The organism is Photobacterium frigidiphilum (assembly GCF_003025615.1).
Classification (GTDB): Bacteria; Pseudomonadota; Gammaproteobacteria; order Enterobacterales; family Vibrionaceae; genus Photobacterium; species Photobacterium frigidiphilum.
Window position 1 is genome coordinate 1 of record NZ_PYMJ01000124.1, and the last position, 989, is coordinate 989.

General features: G+C 45.2%; 1 protein-coding gene. It reads right to left on the minus strand.

What is annotated here, in order from left to right; translation table 11 throughout:
- Positions 1–42: 42 nt before the first annotated feature.
- The coding region (locus tag C9J12_RS30145) for an IS5 family transposase (protein WP_107247130.1) at positions 43–989 on the minus strand (947 nt) is incomplete at its 5' end.

Below are 989 nucleotides of genomic sequence, written 5' to 3' on the forward strand. Positions count from 1 at the left end.
CCCTTTGTTGCACTACTCAACCTAGGTGGTCTTTTGATACGGTTAGGCGAGTCGGTAGCTATTGGGCATTCCGAGATGAGTAAAGCGATTTAAAATGGAACAACCGAGTAACATTTCCTTTGACTGATTTTCAAACTTCCTGCTGTGTAATGTATTACCTACTATCTTCTTGTAACGTTGCATCGCCGTTTCTGAGACGTTCCTTTTTCCGTATTGCCGCAGGCTTTGCCAACCGATAATGCCAAGGGCAAAGCAACCTATCAGGTTGCTCATCCTCTTAGGGTGATGAGCCTCATCGGCAAACGTATTGTCTTTCGGCGGTATAACAATCTCAGCATCCGGGAAATGATCCTCTAATGTCTGGTACACCGCATTGGTATCATACATTTTGTCGGCACTTACGTGCTCGATATCCGTGATGATGGACTGACATAACGTCCCGACAACCTGATCATCCATGGTGTTTTTATCAGTAAGGACAGCACCTTGAATGAAGTGGCCCTCATCAACAGCAAAGTGCGCCTTTCGCCAACTGCGTTTTGCATTAACCTTATGTTTTTCTTGATGCCATTCATCCTTCCCGAACCGCTTGAGTCCCGTTGAATCAATGGCTATCGCTGCAATTTTGTCATCTGGTTTCTCATGCTTTCTAAATCGTGGCACCGTAAGATTAAGTTGCTTCAGCCGCTTTGATAACAACGTATAATCAGGGTATTGAAGGTTATCCATGCCGAGCTTCATCAGTAAGTTTTCAATGAACCCCTGAGTTTGACGTAGCGGAAGCTTATACACCAATCTGATGTAGTGGCAGGCTTCGATAGTGCTGTTAGGATACTTAACGGAAGAGCCGGTACCGTCATAGACGCGATCGTCGTGTTGCCAATTACTGATGATATCTTCAGAGATCCAAATGTCGAACCGCCCGCGTTGCCTGAGAGCCTGATTATACTCCCGATAGTTATTTAGCGCGTAGGTATGCTTCTTAAAAT